The sequence below is a fragment of the Paraneptunicella aestuarii genome, assembly GCF_019900845.1.
GTDB classification, from domain to species: domain Bacteria; phylum Pseudomonadota; class Gammaproteobacteria; order Enterobacterales; family Alteromonadaceae; genus Paraneptunicella; species Paraneptunicella aestuarii.
Genome location: NZ_CP074570.1, coordinates 2,576,039 through 2,601,486, shown reverse-complemented (window position 1 = coordinate 2,601,486; position 25,448 = coordinate 2,576,039). Strand labels below are relative to the sequence as shown.

Below are 25,448 nucleotides of genomic sequence, written 5' to 3'. Positions count from 1 at the left end.
TCTCAGATTCAGTCTCAAGCCCGTCATTCCAGCTTGAGTGCCGAAGCTTGCTACCATGCCTTGAAGCAAATGGGCAATGAATACAGCTCAGAGTACCAAAGCATACAGGATCTGTATCAAGGTGATAATCAGATATTAGCCAGGTTGTCGTTACCTGAATCTGCTGGCAATCATACATCCTGTTACGTGTTGCATCCTTGTTTATTGGATTCTGTCTTTCAGGCCAATGCTATAGCCCTTGGTGAAGCACTCGTACCAGCTGCCATGTCGTCGTTGCAGATTTTCGCACCTTGTACTTCAAACATGTACGCGTGGATACGTCATAGCAATCCTCAAACCAATGCTGACAAGACTAATGTAGATAAGACTCATGCAGGTAATGTGCTCACCAGCGTACCAATGCTCGATATTGACCTTACCGACGAGCAAGGCCTGGTATGTGTGAAGATGCGTGCCGTGGTGCTAAAAGCGATTGAACAGGGGCTGGATGATTCTCATGTCAAAGCTTCCATTAAGCCTTCTTTCTCGCCTGTGAGTGAGCGCAACGTCGAGGCAAGCCTGAATCTGTATCAAGAATATTGGCAAGATATTGCGGTTGCAGAGCCTGCTGCGAGTTTTGACCGCGTGCTGTATGTGGGTGTCAACGATGCCATTGCAGACGAATTACAAGAAAAAATGATTCAGGAAGTAACACAATGGCAAGCTACAGAAGAGTTGTCGCACGCATTACAACAACTTCAGACTCTTGGTGAAGAGCAAGAACAAGGTTCAATTGCTGTTATTTACCGTCCTGAAACGAATAAAGACCATTCGAGCAAAGACAGCATTCAAACCATAGAAAATCTTTTCACACTGATTCAATCTTGCAACTCCAGCGTATCGCAGTTGATTTTAGTGGGCAGCAGTCAATCGGCCTATGAACAAGCCTGGATCGGCTTTGAACGTTCGATGGCATTGGCATTACCAAAATTGCGCTTCACTATTGTGTACGATGTGCCGTCGGCTGAGGCCATTGCCCAGTGCATCGGACGGGTTGGTGTATTTCGTTATAACCAACAGCAACATCAGCAGCTTTCTATCAAACCGGTGCAATACCAGCCGGCAGCCAGTGTGCCTTTGAAACAACAAGGTACTTATGTGATCACTGGCGGCATGGGGGGCTTGGGCAAGATCTTTGCGACTTATCTAGCCAAACATTACCACGCCAACTTGATTCTATTAGGACGCTCTGCCGCCACTGTAGAGCATCAACAGATTTTAGAAAACCTAAAAGCAGAAGGCGCGGCGTCTGCACGTTATGAAGCCATCGCCATTACCGATATCGGCAAACTGCAAGCTTTAGCTATAGAGCTTGAGCAAAATAACAGGATGCCTAATGGTGTGATTCACTCGGCAGGCATTGAACCTGAGAAAAAAATCACCGAGGCTACCTGGGATGAATTTAACGGTGTGTTATCTGCCAATATCGCAGGCACTGATGCTATTAATGCGGCCTTTAAACACTGCGAATGGATTTGCTATTTCAGTTCATCCTCAGCCATTTTAGGAGATTTGGGTAGTTGTTCTTACGCCGCAGGCAAGCGCTACCAAATGGCGGTAAGTCAACGCCAGGCGCAAACAGGACAAGAACAAGCTGAACAACCGCAATACATTGCCATTAATTGGCCATTGTGGCAAAGCGGTGGAATGGGAGTGAGTGACGAAGCTGCCACCGAGTTCTACTTAAAAAGCAGTGGTCAATCTTTGTTAACCACAGAACAAGGCATTGCGGCGTTCGAAGCGATTTTAGCCAAGGGTCACGCTCAAACTCTGGTGTTAAACGGTGATGAAGCTCGCATTGCCGACTTCTTAAGTCGCAAGTACCGTCCTGAATGGCAAGAGCTTGAAGATGAGCTTGAACATGCGTCAGAGGCTCTGAAAACAGCGCCTGTAGCCCTCGAAAACACATTAAACAACACCTTGGTCGAAGCGCAACAAGCACCGGGCAAACGTTGGCGTCAAGCCCTGAAAGGACTCGACATCGCTCAATGTGTCAGCCTTGACGTTAAACAGATGGTTGAAAGCATCTTAAAAGTGCCTGTTGACCAAATTGAAGATGACATTAACTTTGCCGATTTTGGTTTTGATTCCATCGGACTGACCAAATTCTCACGAGCAATGAGCAGCGACTTTGGCATAGAAATAACGCCATCGGTGTTCTTCAGTTTTACTACTTTGAGTCAATTGTGTGATCACCTGCTTGCTACCTACGCTGAGCAATTTGCTGATTTATATCAAGCCCCCACATTTAAGGTACAACAGGTTTCTACTGCCTCAGCCAGAGTTGCAGAGCCAGCAAATGCATTACCGCAGACCCATCGAAGAAGCCGAAAACAAGGTTTTGCAGGTGCGGGGAGCAAAGAAGATATCGCTATTGTCGGCGTGAGTGGTCAATTCCCTGATGCCCGTACAGTCGATGCTTTCTGGGACATTCTGCTAACAGAAACCAATGCCGTAAAAGACATTCCGGAATCTCGTTGGGGAAGGCTCAGCGATTACTATGACGCAACGGGTAAAAACCCCAATAAGTCATATTCAAAATGGGCTGGAATGATTGCCGATATTGATACATTCGATCCTTTGTTCTTTGAAATCTCTCCTCGTGAAGCTGAGTATATGCCACCAGAAGAGCGCCTGTTCTTGATGGAAGCGTACCATGCCATGGAGGACGGCGGCATCAACCCTGCGGCGTTGAGCAAGCAAAAAGTGGGTGTTTTTGTTGGTATGGAAGAGGGTGGTCAGCCCAGACTTGAACATGAAACCGAAGGTGATGCTGGTACTACCGGGCTTGCTCTAACGAGCTCTGGCGGCGCTATGATCTCGTCTCGCCTGTCCTATTTCCTCAACTTTAGGGGCCCGGTAGTCGCGACTAATACGGCTTGTTCTTCGGGTTTGGTTGCCTTCCATCAAGCCTGCACCAGCTTACAAAACAAAGAAAGCGATGTGGCATTAGTGGGCGGTATTGCTTTGCTACAAAGCTCAGCCAGCTATGTCATGATGAGCCAAGGCAAAATGTTGTCAGAAGACGGCAAATGCCACACCTTTTCTAATCAGGCTAATGGCATTGTGGGTGGTGAATCGGTGGCTGTGTTGGTGCTCAAACGTCGTAGTGACGCCGAGGCAAACAACGACCCTGTTTATGGCCTTGTTAAAGCGAGCGGCATTAACTTTGACGGTAAAACCAACGGTGTTACTGCGCCCAATGGCGAAGCACAAGCGGAGTTAATTAAAGACGTTTATCTGAGAAACAACATTGATGTTGAACAACTCGATTACATTGTTACTCATGGAACAGGTACTAATCTGGGTGATCCGGTTGAAGTGAATGCCCTGATGGAGGTTTTCAAAGGGCAAACCAGTAAACAACAATATTGCGCTTTAACCAGTAACAAAACCAACCTGGGTCACACCTTAGCGGCATCCGGGTTAGTCAGCGTAATCAATTTGCTGTGTGCCATTAAGCACAAAACCATCCCTGCGAGCCTGCATTGTCAGGAAGAAAGTGATTATATCAATTGGCAGACAAGCCCATTTTATGTCAACAAATCCAGTAAACACTGGCAGCGCAATCCTGGCGAAAAAAGAATGGGTGCGGTCAGTGCATTTGGACGCAGTGGCACTAATGCTCATGTAGTTATTGAAGAATACCTGGGCAATGAATTGCTTGATGAGCCGAAACAAGAAGGGTTGTTGGTGGTATCGGCGAAGGCAAAAAGCCAGTTAAAGCCCTATCTTGAAGCGATTCATTGCTACGTTGAACAGCACCCAACGGTGAACCTCGCGAACTTGCTGTATACCTTCCAGGTTGGACGCGAAGCCATGAAGCACCGCTTGGCGATAGTGGTTCAAAGCCGGGCGCAATTACTTGAAGCATTGAACATTGCCATCAATGGTGGTAGTTCAGATGCCACTGTTACAGGTGAGATCAACCCGTATCGTAAAGGTAAAACATCAACAGGTGCTGTCAGTAATCACAACCGTGAACAGGTTCAAAGCGCTATTGCCGCGCAAGATCTGATTACACTGAGCAAGTTATGGGTTGAAGGCGTAGCCATTGATTGGCAAGCATTGAACCAGTCGCTTTATCAGACCGGCAGTGTTAGACGACTCCCGAGCTTGCCTGTTTATCCGTTTATTCAGAACAAGTATCCGGTTTCAAGTACAGTAACTACAACTCAGGTTAGCCAACAGAACAATATTCATCCGCTGCTTCATAAGAACACCTCCGACTTATCAGAACAGCGCTTTACCTCAATATTTACCGGTAATGAGTTCTTCTTACGGGATCATCGAGTTAAAGGTGAAAAAGTCCTGCCGGGAGTGGGTTACCTTGAGATGGCGCGCGCTGCTATTCAGCAATCTGTCGGTGAACTTGCTCAAGACACCATCATTACGCTCAACAATGTGGTGTGGGCACAGCCCATAGTGGTTAATGATACAAAAACCGTCAATATCGGCTTGGGTGAAGCCGCTGATGAACAGCTTCATTACGAAATTTACAGTGAAACTCCAGCGGGTGAAGAAATCATTCATTCCCAGGGAGAGGTGGTGTTTGCTAGAAAAGAAACGCTTTCGCCACTGGATGTAGACAGTATTAAAGCGCACATGACGCAAGGTGTTTTGGATGCTGAGACCTGTTATCAGGCGTTCGATGCCATGGGCTTGAACTATGGTGAAGGCCACCGAGGCATAGTGGAAGTCTATCAGGGCGAAGGGCAGGTATTGGCAAAACTGGCATTGCCACAAGCGGTGCTAAATACGCAGCAGGATTATCTGTTACATCCGGCTTTGATTGACTCGGCGCTGCAATCGTCCATTGGATTGATCCTGAACAAAGACGCTGGCTACAACGTAACCAAAGGCGTAGGGTTGCCTTTTGCACTGGATTCGTTAGTGGTGATGTCGGCCTGTACACAGACTATGTATGCATGGGTACGTAAGGCAGAATTAGCGTCTACAAATGATTCTTCAAAGCCGGTAAAAGCGACACAATCCAAGCGCGTCCAAAAACTGGATATCGACTTGTGCGATGAGTTGGGGCAGGTGTGCGTACGAATGAGAGGATTCTCGTCGCGCGTTCTTGACAATGCCATTGGCGAGACGCAAACCAGTACATTGCTCGCCAAACCCGTGTGGCAGACCGCGCCTGCTGTTTCTGAGCTGCAAACTTACGCAGAGCGACACATTGTTTTGTGTGGAATAGACTCGATAGACACCAATGAGTTATCACGTTTATTGTCTTCAGAGCCGGTATCTTCTGATGCAACATCATTAATTCAGTCTCACCTCTTGTTATCGCAGGCATCAGAGGAAGACGTTGCCGCCCAGTATAGCGAATACGCAGTGGCCTGTTTTGCTCAGCTTAAAGCCTTGATGCAGGCTAAACCTAAGGCAAAAGTGCTGGTTCAAATTCTTGTTCCGAATACTCAAACGGGCGCTATATTCTCAGGATTGTCAGGGTTATTGAAAGCGGCAGCGTTAGAGAATCCGAATATTCTTGGACAAATTATTCTCATTGATTCTACAGCGAGCACGGCAGCGGTGGCGGAACAGTTGCAGCAAAGTGCTCAGCAGCCCAGTCTTTCGGTTGTGAAATACCAAAATAACACACGCCTGGTGCAAGGCTGGGAAGAGCTTCAGAGTGATGCATCGCAATCAAACCATGCCTGCAAGGATGGCGGCGTATATCTGATCACTGGTGGGTTAGGTGGTATAGGGTTGTTATTGGCTAACGATATTCTTAGCCATACCGCCAATGTTAAGTTGATACTTACCGGGCGTTCACCGCTGACACCTGAAAAACAAACACTCATCAATGCGTTAAACGCGCAAAATGGTGAAGTGGAATATCGCTGTGTTGATGTAACGCAGGCAGAGCAAGTCAACGACTTGATTAAGCATATTCAACAAACCTGCAACGGTTTGAATGGCATTATTCATAGTGCAGGTGTCATCGCCGACAACTTTATCCTGAATAAGTCGGAAGAGGAATTCAAACATGTACTCGCGCCGAAGGTGGCGGGAGTGGTTAACCTTGATCTGGCAAGCAAAGGCTTGCCACTAGACTTTTTCGTGCTGTTTTCGTCAACCAGTGCCATGGGCAATGTGGGGCAGGCTGATTATGCTGCTGCTAATGCTTTCATGGATCAGTTTGCTCATTACCGTAATCATTTAGTAAGCACCGAGTTGCGTAAAGGGCGCACTGTGTCCATCAATTGGCCGCTTTGGAAAGACGGCGGTATGCGTGTTGATCAAACTACCGAAGCCATGATGAAGCAGGCCACGGGCATGGTTCCTATGAGCACCACAACAGGTATTAGTGCTTTCCACCAATGCTTACAGCTAGAGCAAGGGCAGGTGTTGGTCATGGAAGGTGAACTGGCGCAAATGCGCGCCGCTGTTTTAGCTTCTCCTGTGTCCGAGGTGCTTGTTGAACAGACACCAACTCAAGAGCGCCCGGTTTTATTGAGTCATGAGCCAGCGGCTAGCAACCTGACCGAAAAAACACTGCAATATTTGAAGAGACATTTTTCAACTGTATTGAAGTTGCCGTCAGCTCAAATAGACGTGCAAGCACCACTGGAGCAATACGGCATGGATTCTATTCTTGCCGTCAGCCTAACCAATCAGTTGGAGAAAACCTTTGGTTCTTTGTCTAAAACCTTGTTCTTTGAATATCAAACCATCGCAGAGCTAACCGAGTATTTGGTTGAATCTCACCATGCCACACTGGTTTCGCTGTTTGATTCAGGAGTGAAGGAAAAAGCGCCAGATACACGTGCAGTAGCTTCACTGCTGCAAGCTGAGGCAACAGCAGAACAGAAACATATCTCCAGCGTGCGTAAGAGAAAACGCTTTACGCCAGTTTTGAGCCAAACTCGCCAGTCGGAAACGTCAGCTTTAAACATTGCTATTGTTGGTTTAAGTGGTCGTTACCCGCAATCGCGTAATCTGCAAGATTATTGGCACAATTTGCAAGCGGGTAATGATTGCATCACAGAAGTACCGGCTTCACGTTGGAACTGGCAGTCGTATTTCACCGAAGATCGCAACCAAAACGGCGCACATTACAGCAAATGGGGGGGATTTATTGACGGTGTCGATGAGTTCGATCCCTTGTTCTTTAATATATCACCGCTCGAAGCAATGGTAATGGATCCGCAAGAACGTTTGTTTTTGCAACATGTGTGGATGGCTATTGAAGATGCGGGCTATACGCGCGAAACGTTGCATACAGTCAAGCGTGATACATCCTATCCAGAAATAAGATTGGCTGGACAAGTTGGGGTGTATGCCGGGGTGATGTACGGCGAATACCCGCTTTTTGGTGCTGAAGAAAGCTTAAAGGGCAATCGTATGGCGCTGTCGGGCAGTTACGCCAGCATTGCTAACCGTGTTTCTTACATACTGAATTTGCATGGCCCAAGTATGGCTGTGGACTCTATGTGTTCATCGTCTCTCACCGCCATTCACCTGGCTTGTCAGGATCTCAAACATCATAAAACCGATCTGGCCATTGCGGGTGGTACGAATGTGACCATTCACCCGAACAAATACTTGATGTTGAGTGCTGGGCAGTTTATTTCAACCAAAGGGCATTGTGAAAGCTTTGGTGAAGGCGGTGACGGTTATATCCCGGGTGAGGGTGTTGGTGTGGTGTTACTTAAACGCCTGCAAGATGCCATCGACGATGCTGACAATATTCATGGTGTTATCCTTGGCAGCGCGATCAATCACGGTGGCAAAACCAATGGTTACACGGTTCCCAATCCGAAAGCACAGCGCAACGCTATTGAAGTTGCTTTGGCAGAATCTCAGGTCGATCCCGGTTGCATCAGTTATATTGAAGCTCACGGTACGGGTACCAAGTTGGGCGACCCTATAGAAATTGCTGGACTCACGCAGGCTTTTGGCAAAGCAGCCCAGAATACCGGGTTCTGCAAAATAGGCTCAGCAAAATCCAATATTGGTCATTGTGAAGGCGCTGCGGGTATTGCTGGCGTGACTAAAGTGCTTCTGCAAATGAAACACGAGAAAATTGTGCCTTCGCTGCATTCCTCAACGCTCAATCCGAATATTGATTTTGAACGCACGCCGTTTGTGGTTAACCAAACGCTAAAAGACTGGCAGCGTCCGGTTATTGAAGGTCGTGAACAGCCTTTAATTGCGGGTATTTCATCTTTTGGTGCTGGGGGCAGTAATGCCCATATGATTATTTCCGAATATCGACGGGAAAAACGAGAGCCTGTTACCGTATCGGACACTCCCGTTGTTGTGCCATTGTCAGCCAGAACCTCTGTGCAGTTACAGGAAATGGTCAGTAACCTGTTGGCGTTTATTCAAAGAGATGATGAGCCTGTAGATTTACTCAACCTTGCTTACACCTTACAAGTTGGTCGTGAAGCTATGGAAGAGCGTTTAGGGGTTATCGTTCATTCTGTGTCGCAGTTGGCAGAAAAACTCCAGGCTTACCTTGATGAACAACAAGAGGTTGAAGACCTGTACTATGGTCGCGTTAAAGATAACAAAGAGGCCTTGTCGGTATTAACCGGTGACAAAGATCTGCAATATGCCATCGAACAATGGATCAGCCCGGAAAAGATTTTTAAGTTGCTGGAACTGTGGGTAAAAGGCTTCCAGTTTGATTGGAATACCCTTTATGGTGATGCAAAGCCTCAGCGTATTAGCCTGCCGACATACCCTTTTGCTCAAGAGAAATACTGGATTAGCGATCTGCTAAATAGTGCTGGCGGCGAAAGTCGAGACGCTATTGGGGGGCAGCTCAATGCAATCACTCGTAGCGTTATTCACCCATTGATTCATGAGAACACTTCCGAGTTGTCGGAACAGCGTTTTACTTCCCGCTTTACAGGTACGGAATTCTTCTTAAGCGATCATCGCGTTAATGGCGTGAAACTCTTGCCAAGTGCGAGCTATTTGGAAATGGCTCGTGTTGCGGTGGAAAAAGCCACAGGAAAATCTCGCTTTACCGCGTTGAGCTTGCGCGACCTCGTTTGGGGAGCAGCATTGCCAATGAATGCCGGAGAGAAGGTGGATGGGGAGAAAATAAATGGAGAGAATCAGCCCGTAACAGAGTTGCACACCAGCTTGTTTGGTAATGCTGATGGCAAAATCCAATATGAAATGTACAGCAGCATGGAACAGAACGAGCGTGTTATCCATTTCCAGGGAGCGGCGCAGTTTATTGATTTGGAAGCGGCTGAACCTGGCTTTGAACGTGAACTGGATCTTGCTCATATTCGCTCGCAGCTTACGCATACAATCTTAGACAGCCACACCTGCTATCAAGCACTTAAACCTATGGGGCTGGAGTATGGTGCAGGGCTTCAAGGGCTAGACAGTATTCAATTAAGTGATGGGCAAACCAAAGCTCAAGCCTTGGCGACATTACGTTTACCGATGTCTGTAACTACAACAGCAACACAAAGCGATTACGTACTTCATCCAAGCCTAATGGATGCGGCGTTCCAGGCTGCGATCAGTTTGATTCTTAACAGCGACGATTTGCAGCCAATGCGAGCAGCCATCAAACAGTTTGTGCCATTCTCTATGGCATCCCTTGATGTGATAGCGCCTTGTGCCAATACTCTGTTTGCCTGGGTGAGAGTGTCAGATAAGCAAACAAGCCAAGCTTTGGACATAGACTTGTGTGATGCACAGGGACGTGTTTGTGTGAGAATGACCGGGTTATCTACTCGCGAGTTTGAAGAGCAGGTTGCTGACCCATCACAGACCCAAACTCAAGTCCAGGAGGATATTCATACCAGGGAAGTTATCGCTACATTAATGACTAAACCCGTGTGGCAGCCTGTGCCAACTACTCAAACGAATAGCACTCAAGCCTATGCTGAGCATCACATTGTGTTGTGCGGTGTAAGCGGTATTCAGTTGAACGAACTGGCTGCTCAGGTGCCATCAAGTCAATGTGTGAGTTTACCGGCTCTGATAGAGGCGGGCGGTGAAGATCTCGGCGTACAATTTAGCAAGAAATACAGAGAATATGCACTGGCATGTTTTGAACAGCTTAAAGGATTGATATTGGCTAAGCCAACGCAAAAAGTGCTTGTTCAGATCGTCATACCGAATACTCAAACCGGTTCCTTGTTTACGGGGCTTTCGGGCTTGTTGAAAACCGCAACTCTGGAAAACCCCAACATAGTGGGGCAAGTTGTTCAAATAGACACGTTATCTACTACCGCGGAAGTGGCTAAACAGCTTCAACAGAATGCTCAACAGTTCGTTGACTCCGTGATTAAATATGAGAACAACACGCGATATGTTCAACATTGGCAAGAACTTCAAGTAATCGAACGCCAGGCAACGCACTCATTGGATTCTGTCTACAAAGAACGCGGTGTTTACCTGATCACTGGGGGATTGGGTGGTTTAGGGCTGGTTTTTGCTCAAGACATCATTAACAACACCCGTCATGCCCGGTTAATACTCACTGGTCGCTCAGTGCTGTCTGCTGAAAAGCAGGCGTTGCTGGATGGGTTAAATGTCGACAGACCTTGTGTGGAATACCGTGCTGTGGACGTAACAGAACAAGATTCTGTAAAAGCGCTGTTCGAACATATTCAACACCGCTATGGTGGCTTAGACGGCATCATTCATAGTGCGGGGGTTATTGCTGATAATTTCATTCTCAAAAAATCAAAGCAAGAGTTCGAGAAAGTCTTAGCGCCAAAAGTGACCGGAGTAGTGAACCTTGACCAGGCAAGCCAAAGTCTGAATTTGGATTTCTTTGCCTTGTTTTCTTCTGGCTCTGGGGCAATGGGTAATGCGGGGCAGGCAGATTATGCGGCGGCGAATGCTTTTATGGATCAGTTCGCTCAGTACCGCAACCATCTGGTTGGCTCTCAGAAGCGTTATGGTCGAACCGTGTCTATCAACTGGCCTTTGTGGAAAGAAGGCGGTATGCATGTTGACGACAGCACCGAAGCGTTGATGAAGCAAACCACGGGGATGGTTGCTATGCGCACTGAGTCGGGCATTCATGCTTTCTATCAAGCGCTGCATGAGAAACCTTCCCAGATTTTGGTGGTGGAAGGTGTACTCCATACATTGAAAAACAACCTTGCAAGCCTGCAAGGCCGCGTTTTAAACGATCAGGTCAGAGAACCAAAACAATCGCAGCCAAACGAGCCATTAGCAATTAGTGCCAGTGATATAACCGACATTGACTATAAGCAGCTGCACAAACTGTCGTTGCAGAAGGTCAAAGCGTTGTTTGAAGAAGCCACTAAAGTACCGGTTGCCAAAATAGATGAAAATGAAGTGCTGGAGTCTTACGGTATTGATTCTGTGCTGATTGCACGCTTAAACCAAAAACTGGAGAGCGTATTTGGCGACATTTCAAAAACCTTATTCTTCGAATACGAAACATTGGAGTTGTTGACGAAATATTTCGTCAGCGCCCACACTCAGACATGTTTACGTTGGACTGGTTTAGATAAAACGCTTGGCGCTCAATCTGCGCAAGAGACTACACCGCGACAAACATCTGGCAATTTTCCGGCGTTGCTGTCGTTCAAATCACAAAATAATCCTGCGAATGTCTCACGTGTGAGCGCCTCTGGTGCAACCTCTGTTGAGGCACCTATTGCCATTATTGGCCTCAGCGGTATTTACCCGCAGGCGGATAATCTGGAGCAATATTGGGAAAACCTCAAAACAGGTAAAGATTGCATCACGGAAGTGCCTGGAGATCGCTGGTCTCTAGACGGATTTTTCCATCCAGACAAAGAAGAAGCGGTAAAACAAGGTAAGAGCTACAGCAAATGGGGCGGATTTGTTGAGCAGTTTGCTGAGTTCGACCCGCTGTTCTTTAACATCTCGCCCAGAGAAGCGATGAATACTGATCCGCAGGAGCGACTGTTTTTGCAGGTGGCATGGAATACCCTTGAAGATGCCGGTTACACGCGAACGGTTTTAAAACAGCAATATCAACAACGCCTGGGTGTGTTTGTGGGTATTACCAAAGCGGGGTTTAACCTGTATGGGCCTGAGTTGTGGAAGCAAGATGCCAGACTATTTCCGCACACTTCCTTTAGCTCGGTAGCGAATCGTTTGTCGTATTTCCTCAATGCCCGTGGCCCAAGTATGCCGGTGGATACCATGTGTTCCTCGTCGTTAACGGCGATCCACGAAGCCTGTGAGCATATTCGCCGTGGTGACTGCGAATTGGCCTTGGCGGGCGGGGTGAACCTGTACCTTCACCCGTCGAATTATGTAGGTTTGTGCTCGCAACAGATGTTATCTCAAGACGGTCAATGCAAAAGCTTTGGCATAGGTGGCAATGGTTTTGTGCCCGGTGAGGGCGCTGGGGCGGTGTTGTTAAAACCGCTCAGCCTAGCCATTGAAAGTGGCGATGTCATTCATGCCGTGGTGCGTGCCACAGGCATTAATCATGGTGGCAAAACCAATGGTTACACCATACCTCACCCTGGAGCACAGGCGGAGTTGATCCGTTCTACGTTAGACAAAGCTGGCATTAGTGCGCGCGATATTAGTTATATCGAAGCGCACGGAACCGGAACTGAACTGGGCGACCCCATTGAAATTACCGGTTTGTCTCAAGCCTTCGCAAAAGACACTCAGGAATCGGGCTTTTGCAAAATAGGTTCGGTGAAATCCAATATTGGTCATTTAGAGGCTGCCGCAGGCATTGCCGGGGTGACAAAAATCATCCTGCAAATGCAACACAAGCAAATTGTACCGAGCCTGCACTCTGCCACCCTGAACCCTAATATCAACTTTGAAAAAACGCCGTTTGTGGTGAATCAAAGCCTGAGTGCCTGGACTGGGGATAAAGGTAAAAGAGATGAAGAGTCAAATGAAGGTAATAACGCCAAGCCGTTATTCGCGGGTATTTCATCTTTTGGCGCAGGTGGAGCCAATGCTCATGTGATTTTGCAAAGTTATGATCAAAGCTATGGGCAGACTCTTGTTGCTCCAAACCGCAGTGCAGAGCCAGGCGAACCGGTTGCTATTGTCTTGTCGGCACGCACCAGACCTCAGTTACAACAACGCGCAAAAGATTTATTGCAGTGTATTCAGGTACGCACGTTGTCGTTGGAATCGGTGGCATATACCTTACAGGTAGGTCGAGAAGCCATGGAAGAACGCCTTGGCTTTGTGGTTAGCAGTATGCAAGAGCTGGAAAGCAAGCTGCGGGACTATTTGCAAGGCCATCTACAAGGCAATTTACAAGAGAATCCGTTCTACATTGGCAAAATTAAAGCCAATAAAGACGCGTTATTGGAATTTAAAGCCAATGACGATTGGCAAGAAGAGGTAAACGAATGGCTAGCCACACATAACTTGCCTGAATTGCTATCAATCTGGGCGAAAGGTTTAACCATTGCCTGGGATAAGTTATACGGCACTATGACGGCTAAACCTAAGCGCGTTAGCCTGCCTGTGTACCCGTTCGACAAGAAGAAATACTGGATTGTTGAAGCCATAAAATCCCCCGACATGAAGAAAGAACTGCAAGCAACTTCGACAGCTGCACCTGTTCAATTTGAGAAAGCGGCAGTTCCGGCAGAAAAAATAGATACAGCCGTTGTTGCCAGAGTGGACATAAAACGGGATACCCAAAAAGAGAGCCGCTCTTCGAAAGTTATCAGCTTATCGCAGCCTAACGAAGCGGCAAGAGCATATCAACGCTCGTTGGCAACGCCTCGCAAAGCTTCAATAGTTAGTCTTTCCCGGTTATCTGAAACCGTGCTTGTAGAAGCGCTGCCAATGGCGACCAGGCAAATCGAAAGTGAAAGAGAAGAAAGAGAAACGAAACAAATACCTATGATTCATTTACAGGATCACGAGCAAGGCGTGTATTCACTGCATATTGCAGCCGAGGGCAATACTAATGTACTAACAGAGGCGATGGTGCAGCAGTTGCTTCAATCACTTGAAGCCGTTGCTGAGAAAAGCGACATTAAAGTGCTCATTCTTAGCGGCACAGAGCAAAGCTTTATGAGTGGCGGCAGGGCAGAAATGAACCATGCTATCACTCAAGAATTGCACAAAAAACTTGCGAGTTTCCCGTATCCCGTCATTGCGGCGATGCAAGGCAATGCCATCGGAGCGGGGTTCTTTATTGGTAGCTTGTGTGACTTCATGATTTGCAGTCAAGACAACCTATACTTCTATACTCAGCCAGTAAGCCATTCTTATCGCCAATCGGATACTCAAGTAGGTAGCCAAAGCCAACAAGGCTTGTTCCCCAGCGAGCAAGAAGATGCGTTTTTCGCTGAGCGATTTGGTCAGGTATTGTCCAACGATTTGTTGTATTCCATTGAGATGCCAAAAGGTTCTGATTTGGCAATCAAAGGCTGGGGCAGCAAGTTTGTGGCAAGCGAACAGGTGTTGGCGTCTGCACTTGAGTTAGCCAAGGTGTTTGCGGGTATGCCGCAGATATCGCTACGAGAACTAAAACAGCACTTAAGCAGAAAAAGCCGCAGCCTTGTGAATCAATTCTCTGTCGTTGACACGATTGCCAACCAGGCGGTTGCTCAAGTGTCGTCGCAGAGGATGATTAATAGCCCCTCTAAACTGCTTGCAGTAGAAGCTGATGAGTCAGGCGTTGTGTTAGTTAAGGTGCTGCCTTACGAGCCGAAAAATGACATTGATGCGTTGGTTACTGCGTTAGAAACCTTGTTTGCACAATTGCACAGCGATCCGGGTTACAGAGCCATCGTGCTAAGTAGCTCAAGCCCTGATTTTCTGCCCATGGATACGGCGACGTATGATAAATATGTTCCTCGCTTGCAAGCACTGTTTTTACAATCTCGTATTCCGGTTATTGCGGCGCTTGAATATAACGCCAGTAATGCCGCCTGGTTCTTGAGCCTGTGTTGTGACGCTTGTATTTACAATGAAAGCGGCAGTTATCACTACACAAGCAAAAACGGCATTTACAACGATGTCGCATTGCTGTCGTTTCGTTTGGGTCATCACCTGGCCAAGCAGGTACTCTTTGCGACATCCATGTTCACGGGCAGTGAATTAAAACAAAGGCAACCTGCCTTAACCGCAGTGCCTGCAGAACAGGTATTGGTGAGAGCCATTAAGCTGGCTAAAACCTGGTCTGATTCGAATTCTTCAATATTTGTGAATAGCAAGCTGCGCATAGTTGCCACGCTTGAGCAGTTGGCCAGCTTGCCACCGGATGAAATCATTCAGGAACATGGCAACACTTCACTTGTTGTCACTGAACCCACAAGAGTTGCGTTGGCATCAAAGGTGATGGAAGCCACTGTGTACCCAGACGGTGTGTTGCTGGTTAAACTGCTCGACCGGGATTCCAAAAACCTGTTCACCGCCGATTTCGTGGCGGGTATCACCGAGGTGTTCCAGCACATTGAACAAACACCTGCTTATAAAGTGGTGGTGCTGACAGGTTATGACTCGTATTTCGCATCGGGAGGCACAAAAGAAGGGCTTATTGCCATTCAGGAAGGATTGTTTAAATACTCCGATGCGCCCATTTATGAGTTTCCCATTCACTGCAAAATACCGGTAATTGCCGCCATGCAAGGGCATGGTATTGGTGCAGGCTGGACTTTGGGAATGTTCTCTGACTTTGTTTACTTTAGTCGAGAGAGCATCTACAGCACACGTTTTATGAGCTACGGTTTCACGCCGGGAGCAGGTTCTACCTTGTTATTCCCTCATCAATTCGGCATGGAACTCGCCAGAGAATTCCTCATGACCGCGAGCGAATACAAAGGCAACGATATTGATCACCGAGGCATTGTTATGCCTGTGCTACCAAGGAAGCAAGTGTATGAGGCTGCGATGGTTCTGGCGCAGCGAATTGCACAACTGCCGCGCAGCACGTTGGTAGCGCTGAAACAACAATTCACCCGAACACTGAGAAACGAGCTGGAGCACATCTACGAACTAGAGCTGGCCATGCACGGCAAAACCTTTGTTAACAATTCTCAAGCTCTGTCTCAGATCCAGGAAAGTTTTCATGAAGACGCAGAATTTGGCTCTGCTGCTAAAAGCGACCATGACACATTAAATCACTCTTTAGGCGAAAATATTTTGAACTCGATAATGCCCACTCTCAAAAAACTCTTAGCAGAAGAGTTGTTTTTAGACGAGGAAATGATTGAAGAGGAATCGCAATTTCTCGACCTCGGTTTAGATTCCATTACTGGTGTTACCTTTGTTAAAAAGATCAATAAGGAATACGGCATAGATATTCCTGCGACGAAAATTTACAGTCATCCGACACTTGCCGAGCTTGTGCCGTATGTTAGGGAAGAGGTGGAGAAAACTCTTGATACGCCGCCGACACCGCCTTCGTCACCGACACCACCCTCGTCGCCGACGGTAACACCGGCGCCTACGCCTTCATTGTCTTCGACGTTAGCTGCTCAGCCTGCTCCGCAGCAAACAGCACAGCATAGCCAGGGTGGTAAACGTAACATAAGTATTACCCTGAGCGCGCTTGAACCAGCAACAAGCATTGTTGAGCCCGTGGTTATCGAACCCTTCACTAAAGCCGAGGTAACAAACATCGCTGTTGTCAGCAATGCACAGCAGGCGCCTGTATCAGGCGGCGTTTCTTCTGCAGCGCTAGTCGATTCTTCAGACATCATGGCAAATCTCAGAAAACTCTTGGCAGAAGAGTTGTTTATGGATGAAAGCGATATTGATGAAGACGCGCAATTCCTGGATTTGGGATTGGACTCCATCACTGGCGTAACCTGGGTTAAAGGCATCAATAAGCTGTATCAGATAGATATTTCAGCCACTAAAATTTACAGTCATCCCACTCTTGCAGAACTCGTGCCTCAAGTATTTGAAGCTGTGAAGCAAAATGGTACGCAAGTGGTTGAAACCAGCGTTTCTACCAAGGCTCAAAACACTGTTCAGGCTGCGCCAGTATCTAAGCCAAATGCAGAGGAACATAGCGCAGTCGCTGATGAACAGCTGTTGAGTTCTGTTATTGCCCAATTAAGAACCTTGCTGGCTGAAGAGTTGTTCATGGATGAAGATGATATTGAGTCTGACGCATCGTTTCTGGATTTGGGGCTTGATTCGATCACCGGTGTAACCTGGGTGAAGAAGATTAATCAGACTTATCACATTGATATGCCTGTCACCCAAATGTATAGCCTTCCTACGCTGTCTGAATTGTCGCCTTACGTATGTTCCTTGGCGGAAAAGAGCGGAGCAATCTGTGTTATCAGCACTGATTGTCCGGTCACAGAGCAAACTCAGCCAAAAGCAGCCGCTCTGACATCTTCTACGCCATCTGTTGAAGTGGTGGAACAGGTAGTAGAAAGCGCCGTAAAAAGTGTGCCAGAGAAAACATCCGTAAAAGACAATGTCTCCCTTGTATCCTTAGCGACACTTGAACCGGTTCAGCCGCAGTTGAAACAGCCAGCACAGAAACAGGTTGAACCAGCGCAAGCTCAGAAAACTCAGGCGGTTGCCATTATTGGTATGGCGGGTAAGTTTCCTCAGGCCAAGAATGTGGATGAGTATTGGCACAATATTCAATCAGGTAAAAACTGTATTTCAGAGATCCCTAAACACCGTTGGGATGCCGACGAATATTACGATCCTGAATTAAAACAAGCCGGATCAATAAACTGCAAGTGGATAGGGGCAATTGAAGAATATGACTTGTTTGATGCGTCATTCTTCAACATTTCCGACCAGGAAGCTGAGTCAATGGATCCACAACAGCGTTTATTCCTGGAAGCTTGTTGGCATAGCATTGAAGATTCGGGTTACAACCCAATGTCGTTGTCGGGTAGCCGAACTGGCGTATTTGCAGGCTGTGCGCCCGGTGATTACAGCCATTTAATGAGTGATTCAGGCTTAACTGAACACGGATTAATGGGCGGTTCTACATCGGTACTCGCAGCGAGAATATCCTACTTCCTAAACTTGCAAGGCCCATGTTTATCTATGGATACGGCCTGTTCCTCGTCACTGGTCGCCATCGCTAATGCCTGTGACAGCCTGATTTCAGGTGGCAGTGATTTAGCTTTGGCTGGCGGTGTGTGCGTCATGTCGGGGCCGGCATTACATATCATGACTTCCAGTTCAGGCATGTTGTCCAAGACTGGGCGGTGTTTTACCTTTGACCAACGCGCTGACGGGTTTGTACCCGGTGAAGGTGTTGGGGTCGTGTTCCTAAAACGCCTTGACGATGCGCAACAAGACGGTGACGCCATTTATGGGGTTGTGCGAGGTTGGGGGGTTAATCAGGATGGCAAAACAAACGGGATTACCGCACCTAACCCGAAAGCACAAACGCGCTTACAGACGGGTATTTACGATAGGTTTGGTATCAACCCTGAACAGATTCAATTTATTGAAACTCATGGTACAGGCACACAAATCGGCGACGCGATTGAAGTTGAAGGTCTAAAAGATAGTTTCAAGCAATACACGCAACAAACTCAGTATTGCGCGCTCAGTTCAGTGAAAAGCAATATTGGTCACTCGTTGCATGCTTCTGGTGTGTTGGGTGTTATTAAATTACTGTTGGCGTTGAAGCATAAAACCATGCCGCCAACCATTAATTTTGACACTCAAAACGAACACATTGATATCAAAGACAGCCCGTTTTACATCAATACTGAGTGTAAGCCGTGGCCAAAACCCGCTCAAGGTCTGCGTCAATCGGCGATTAGTTCCTTTGGTTTAAATGGTACGAATGCTCATTTGGTGATATCCGAATCGCCGAAAGAAACAGTATCTTCAGGGTTTAACCGCGCTTTGAACGAACCTGTGGTTATTACGCTTTCGGCAAATACTGAAGCGCAATTGGTGGCTTACGCCAGTAGCTTGTTACACGCCATTCAGAACAACCCTGATTATTCACTGAGCGATTTAGCCTATACCCTTCAAATGGGCCGCACTGCGATGAACCAGCGTATGGCGGTAATTGTAGATGGCTACGATGCGCTGAACCTTGCTCTGCAAAGCTATGTTCAAAATGGTACGCACTCAGACATTGTATCGGGTACGAAAAAGCGCCGTGCTGAGTTGATTTCAACGACACAAGAAGGCAAAGCCTACATTGCAAGCCTGATTCAAAACCGCAAACATAAAGCATTAGCCGAGCTTTGGGTGTTGGGTAACGATGTTAACTGGCAAGCATTGTATGCACTGAATAGCGTACAGCGTTTATCGGGGTTACCAGTGTACCCCTTCGCCAGAACGCGACACTGGTTCCCTGAACAAAATACTCGGCGTGTTGGGCATTCTGGCTCTGCCCAGACAGTTCAAGGTAAAGCAAATCTGGCTCAAAGCCAAAACCAGCTTGAGATTGCGATGCCTGCAATACAAACGGCAAACGTGTCACTTGGCATTGAAGGTAAAACAGAGCTTTTTTTGCAGCAACTTATAGCTGAGCAATTAGGTACTACCGCCGCGCAGATCGACCCGGAAATGAGTTACTACGAGATGGGGCTAACGTCTCATCACTTACTTAAAGTGACTCATTCCATTAAAACGCAAATTGCACAGAGCTTTTCGCCTACATGCTTGTATGAATGTCCAACATTGCTCGATCTTGTGGCTTACCTGGTAGAGCACTATTCAGCACAGTTAGCGCAGTTAGAGGTGTCTGCCACGCCTGCAAGTCAGCCGGTTTTGGAGCAGGTCAATACGCCAAACCTGGACAGCGCGCCAGTGATAGTGAATAACCGTGCAGAACGCTACCAACCGTTTCCCGTTAACGACATTCAAGAGTCATTTCTTATTGGGCGTAAATTGGGCGCAGATAAAGTGGGTTGCCATGTGTATTTTGAGATAGAAGTGAGCAATCTGGATATTCCGCGTTTAAACAGTGCCTGGAACCGTTTGAACACCCACCATGAAATGCTTCGTGCAGTGATGTTGCCTAGTGGTCAACAACAAATATTGGAGCGAACGCCTTCATATCAATTCCGTGTTTTTGACTTGAAGTATACAAACGAAGCCGATCGCTTGGACAGCTTGTATAAGCTCAGAGAAAAGATGTCTCATCAGGTACATGAGCCAACCCAATGGCCATTGTATGAGATTTGTATTAGCGATTGTGCGAATAAGCAGATTATTCATTTTAGCATCGACGAATTGATCACGGATGCCTATGGTATTCAATTGCTTGTTCACCAGTGGCAAAAACTCTATGACGATCCCAATTGGTCGTTACCGCCACTGGACATGTCATTCCGTGATTACATTTTGGCAATCAAGCAATTTGAGCGTTCTGAGCAATACAAGCGCGACTTGTCATACTGGGTGAACAAGCTGGAAAACATGCCGCAAGGGCCATCACTTCCAGTGAAAACCTCGGGTGGCATGTCTCAATACGTTCGTAGCAGTTTAGAAGGTGGCTTGGAAGCTGAACAATGGCGATCATTAAAAGCCAGGCTTCAAGAACTCAATGTTTCACCAACTGTGTTCTTATTGAGTTTGTTTAGCGAAACTCTTCGAATGTGGTGTGACGATGAAGCGTTCTCTATCGTATTGACCTTCTTTAACCGTTTATTAGATCCGCAATTAGAAGAAGTGGTTGCGCCGTTTATTTCGACCAATATTTTTATTGCGCGAGAGCAAAAGCAGGGCACTTTTAAACAGTTTATTCAAAATACCCAAAAAGCGCTGTTTGAAGACTTGGGGCACAACAATGTTAGCGGTATCAAAGCATTACGAGAGCTGAAGCGAAAACGCAAGATTGCCAATGCAGTTTCCATTCCCGTTGTTTTCACCTCGTTATTGGGTTACGACCTGTATGAAGGTGCGGACGGCTTTATGGAGAAGATTACTTATTCCATCACCCAAACCCCACAAGTGTATTTTGACCATCAAATTCACGAGCACAATGGCGCCCTTAAATTCCGTTGGGATGTGGCAAAAGATCATTATGCTTCCGGGGTTATTGAGCAAATTTTCTCTGACTATTGCCGTACTTTAGAATTGCTGGCATGCAACTTCGACATATGGGAACTGGATAGCTGGAAAGTTGCGCTGAAACGTGACTCGCTATCAGAACACGCTTTTCTCACTGATACCAATGACGTAGCTGTAGATCCTGCGCTGAGCAAAGTGAAAGCGGAAAATCCCACAGTGCGAGCCTTGCCGGAAAAAAGAACAAACCCTTTTCCGTTAACGGATCAGCAGCAAGCGTATGCCTTTGGCAGAAGTAAATACGGAGCCAACATTAGCTCGCAGTTTTACACCTACTTCGATGTTCAACACTTGGATATTGGCCGTGTGGAAATGGCGTGGAATAAAGTTGTGCAAGCACATGAAATGCTGCGCACTGTGATCCGCCCAGACGGTACACAACAAGTATTAAAAGACATGCCCACTTACTCAATCCGAGTAAACGACTTGCGCGGGCAAGCGCCCAGTTTTATTCAGGAAGCATTAAAGAAAACCGCTTCTGAAATGGTGACGAGACTTTGTCCGGTGGGAGAATGGCCTTACTTTGACGTTCAAATTTCACGCATAGATGACGTGAAATCCAGACTACATTTCAGTGTTGATTTGATTATTGCTGATGGCCCCAGCATTGAGTTATCGCTCAATACGCTGTTCGCCATCTACCAAAACCCGGATCAGTTACCCAGAAAAAATCAGGTGACCTATTCGGATTACATCTACTCCTTGCGAGACTACAAGAAAACCGAAGGTTACAAAGCCAGCCTGCAATACTGGAAAAATAAGTTTATTGATATTCCTTCAGGCCCCGAATTGCCATCTTTTGGTGGAGTAACTACCCACGACACAGAGCGTTTGGAAAGCGTATTGGAGAATTGGACTGTGTTGAAGAAAAAAGCTCGGGAGCTTGCCATTACTCCGGGAATGATTCTATTGGCTGCCTATGCCGAAGTGTTGGGCGAGTGGTCGCAGTCGGATGCCTTCTCTATTGTTATCCCCGGCTGGGAAAGGCTGCCCATACATGCCGATATTAACAATATTGTTGGTGACTTTACCTCCATGAGCTGGTTGGTGGTGGAAAAACAGCAACAAACATTTGCTGAGAAAGTTCGCTCCTATCATGAAAAAGTCAGTGAGGATCTTTCTCACAGGGCGGTGAGCGGCTTGAGTGCGCTACGAACGGTTGTGACCAAGAGAAGCCAGAAAAAGATGCTTAGCTTCCCTGTGGTGTTCACCGATTTGAATAGCTCATCGGGCTTTCAGCTACCTGAGGGTTTCACCTTGGGCGATTCACTGAGTCAAACCTCTCAAGTTCATCTGGACAATATGAGCTCAGAAGTTGATGGGCGACTCAATCTATTTTGGGATGTGGCAAAAGGCAACTTCCCGGACGGCATGATGCGGGCAATGTTTAACGGTTATGTGAGCCTTTTGGAAAGCCTGGTCAACAATCCACAAAGTTGGGAAAAAGTGAACTTCAGTCATCTTATTAATGCGCAGCCGCAAAAATATCGCGAGCTTATTGCCGCGAACAATACTCAATCTGGAAGAAATGCCAACAAAAATGCAATGGGGCAGGAGATAGAAAATGTATAGTGAAAATATCACATCTCAACAGTCAATCGGTGTAGGTCAGCCTTCTCTGTTACATGCATTTATTGAACAACAGATCACTCAAACTCCTGACGCGCAAGCCGTGAGGTTTGAAGGCAATAGTCTTTCATTTCACGAATTAAATTGCCGTGCTAACCAGTGTGGTCATCACCTTAGAAGTCTGGGTATTTCTCCCAATGACATTGTGGCTGTGGTGATGGACAGATCCATCGAAATGATGATTGCTCTGCTAGGCATATTAAAAGCGGGTGGAGCGTATTTACCGTTAGATCCTGAAACGCCAAAAGAAAGACTCGACTTTATTTTGCAAGACGCCAAGGTGTCTGTGGTGTTAACCCAGAACCGATTTACTACCTTATTGGCTGGTTATCAAGGCCACGTATTGGCATTAGATCGAGATAGCCTTGCAGAGCATGAAATTCATAATCTGGTTCATGTTAATCAGCCTGATGAGCTGGCCTATATCATTTACACCTCGGGTTCTACGGGTAAGCCCAAAGGGTGCATGTTGCCCCATGAGGCGATTTGTAATCGCTTAATTTGGATGCGAGATGAGTATCAGGTAGGCAGTGGAGATCGTATTTTACAAAAAACGCCTTATACCTTTGATGTGTCGGTGTGGGAGCTATTTCTTCCGTTGTTATCTGGCGCTTGCCTGGTATTTGCCAAACCCAAAGGGCACAAAGACAATCCGTATTTAATCAGCTTGATACAACAAGAAGCCATCACTATTTGCCACTTTGTGCCTTCTATGCTGCGCTTCTTTTTAAATCAAAGCGATGCGGCACAATGCCGTTCACTTAAGCACGTATTTGCCAGTGGGGAAGCTTTGCCCTATGAATCGGTTGAGAAGTTTCTCAATACTATTCCGGCTAAATTGCATAACTTATACGGCCCTACGGAAGCCGCGGTAGATGTGAGCTATTGGCAGTGTGAATTGCGCCCTGATAAAAAGATCCCCATCGGTAAAGCTATTAGTAATATTCAGCTTCACATTCTTAATGAACAATTTGAACCTGTAGAACCAGGCCAAAGCGGTGAACTGTATATTGGCGGTATTGGCTTGGCCAAGGGATATTTAAACCGTCCTGATTTGACTCAAGACCGATTCATCGACAACCCACTCAAAGGTGATGCTCAGGTTAGCAAAAAACTCTATCGCACGGGCGATGAAGCCTGCCTTTTGCCCGACGGCAATATTGACTATTTAGGCCGTTTGGATTCGCAAGTGAAGTTGCGCGGTTTTCGTATTGAATTGGGTGAAATTGAAAACACTTTGAATAACCATCCGCGTATCGACCACTCTGTGGTATTGGTCAAAGACGCAGATTCGGTTAACCCGCAATTAGTGGCTTATGTTGTGACTGAAACGCCGATTAAATTAAAAGAGGTACGGGAATTTTTAAAGAGCAGCTTGCCAGATTATATGCTGCCCAATGCGGTTATTTGCATCAACGATGTTCCTGTAACTACTCACGGGAAAGCCGATCGCAAGGCACTGCTTGCACTACCACAGAGCAAGTCTGAAGTGCTCAATGTGGTGCCAACAATTACCTCAAAAACACCGTTAAATACCCAAGAACACCAATCAGCAGAGACAGGAATAAATACCGACATGAATAACCTGATCAAAGAATTGCAATCAGATTTTTCATCGCTTCTTAATACCGACATCGTTAACCCCGATGATGACTTATTTGAGCTGGGTGCAACCTCGTTCACCATGGTCCAGACAGTAGAAAAAATCCAAGAACGCCATGGTATCAACATGCCTGTGGAAGTGTTTTTGGATAACCCCACGGTTCAAGCCATTGCGCAGTATTTGGGCAATATGCTGTCTAGCCAGTCCAATCACAGGGAGGAGTTGGTTGAACGCAATAACCAAAAATCAGTAGGGCAAGCGCAATTAGAAGCGGATTTACTTGGGTATTTTTCAGAGTTGCTTGGCGGTGAAAGCGTCGATGCGTCAGACGATTTGTTCGAGCTGGGAGCAACCTCATTTACGATGGTTCAGGCGGTGGAAAAAATTCAAAATACCTATCAAGTGACCATTCCTGTTGAAGTGTTTTTGAATGATCCCAGCGTGCGAGCTATTGCGCAACATTTGGCAGCCTTGCTTGGTGCTAACGTTGCAGTCGAGACTCAAGCACAGCCAGCGCACTGTTCACAAACAGAGACGACAGCAAGGTTACAGGCAGAGTTGATTGGCTACTTTGCAGACTTGCTGGGTGTCGATGGTATCACGGCTCATGATGATTTATTCGAGCTGGGGGCGACTTCGTTTACTATGGTTCAAGTCGTCGAGAAAATTCAAAACGACTACGCAGTCACCATGCCTGTAGAAGTGTTCCTGGACGACCCTACAATTGAAGCTATTACTCAATACCTCACCAAATTATTACCCTCGGGGTCATCTGCTATAGAAAATAACACAAGGGTTCATGTTGAGGTTCAGCAGTCCACGTCGCAAGTGAGTCCACCGTCGAGTGTGGCATCATCAATCAAGCTGCAACGTGTGGAATTTAGTGAAGATGCCTATGTCACCTCGTTTATTTCTACCAGCAGTAATGCTGCGCGATCGGTTTCCCTTGAGGTGTTAGGACGTTTTCTTTCGTTGTTACAGCAACATCAAGTGGCTGGTGAAGCAAAATATTTGTACGCCTCTGCCGGTGGTCTTAACCCTATTCAGTCGTATTTGTACGTTAAAGAAAAGGGCGTACAAGGTTTGGCAGAGGGGGTGTATTACTATCATCCAATAGAACACGTTTTATACCCGGTTACTACAGGTGTAAATATCAATCGCTCGGTCTTTTTTGAATACAATCGTAGTGAATTTGATAACGCTGGATTTGTGGTGTTTTTCA

The 25,448-nt window shown here is 46.8% G+C and carries 2 protein-coding genes (both running past the window's edge); both read left to right on the top strand.

Annotated features, from left to right (window positions below; translation table 11 throughout):
• A protein-coding gene (locus KIH87_RS10445; protein WP_232357836.1) for an SDR family NAD(P)-dependent oxidoreductase crosses the window boundary here: on the top strand, positions 1 to 22,566 show its 3' portion. 3,813 nt of this gene lie to the left of the window's left edge; only the last 22,566 of its 26,379 coding nucleotides appear in the window; its start codon lies off the left edge, out of view; the stop codon is at positions 22,564 to 22,566.
• Positions 22,559 to 25,448 carry the 5' end (the start) of an amino acid adenylation domain-containing protein gene (locus KIH87_RS10440; protein ID WP_232357835.1) on the top strand. 15,419 nt of this gene lie beyond the right edge of the window, so 2,890 of the gene's 18,309 nt are visible here — the first part of the coding sequence; it begins with the start codon at positions 22,559 to 22,561; its stop codon lies off the right edge, out of view. Before KIH87_RS10445 ends, KIH87_RS10440 begins: the two co-directional genes overlap by 8 nt.